1 protein-coding gene is annotated in these 861 nt (G+C 61.9%); it reads left to right on the top strand.

Going from position 1 to position 861, the window contains the following annotated elements:
- Window positions 1-861: ATP-binding cassette domain-containing protein (locus B3605_RS19515; RefSeq protein ID WP_296435628.1), on the top strand; the 861-nt coding region annotated here is incomplete at both ends.

Raw genomic sequence — 861 nt, 5'->3', positions numbered from 1 at the left:
CTCGACGAACCGACCAACCACCTCGACGCCGAAACGATCGCCTGGCTTGAAAAGCACCTGCGCGACTATCCGGGCGCCGTGATGATGATTACCCACGATCGCTACTTCCTCGACAACGTCACGGGCTGGATTCTCGAGCTCGACCGCGGCCGCGGTATTCCTTACGAAGGCAACTACTCCGCTTACTTGCAGGCGAAGGCCAAGCGCATGCAGCAGGAGGCCCGCGAAGAAGCCGGCCGCCAGAAGGCGCTGTCGCGTGAACAGGAATGGATCGCTTCCAGCCCGAAGGCCCGTCAGGCCAAGTCGAAGGCTCGTATCAAGGCCTACGAACAGCTGGTCGATGCGGCTGAGAATATCCGCCCCGGCGACGCGCAGATCATCATCCCGGTGTCCGAGCGTCTAGGCCAGGTGGTCATCGAACTCGAGGGCATCAACAAGGGCTTCGAAGGCCGCACGCTGATCAACGATCTGTCGATCAAGCTGCCGCCTGGCGGTATCGTCGGCATCATCGGCCCGAACGGCGCCGGCAAGTCGACGCTGTTCAAGATGATCACCGGCCAGGAAAAGCCGGATGCCGGCTCTATCCGCATCGGTGACACCGTTCATCTCGGCTATGTCGACCAGAGCCGTGACGCGCTCGACGGCAACAAGACCGTCTGGGAAGAAATCTCGGGCGGCGCCGAAGTCATCAAGCTCGGCAAGTTCGACATGAACTCGCGCGCCTATTGCGGCGCCTTCAACTTCAAGGGCGGCGATCAGCAGCAGAAGGTCGGCAATCTCTCGGGTGGTCAGCGCAACCGCGTTCACCTCGCCAAGATGCTGAAGGCCGGCGGCAACGTTCTGCTCCTCGACGAACCGACC

The organism is Rhizobium sp. UBA1881 (assembly GCF_002338015.1).
Lineage (GTDB): Bacteria > Pseudomonadota > Alphaproteobacteria > Rhizobiales > Rhizobiaceae > Rhizobium.
Note: the sequence above shows the minus strand (reverse complement) of the source record. Positions and strands in the feature narration are given on the sequence as shown.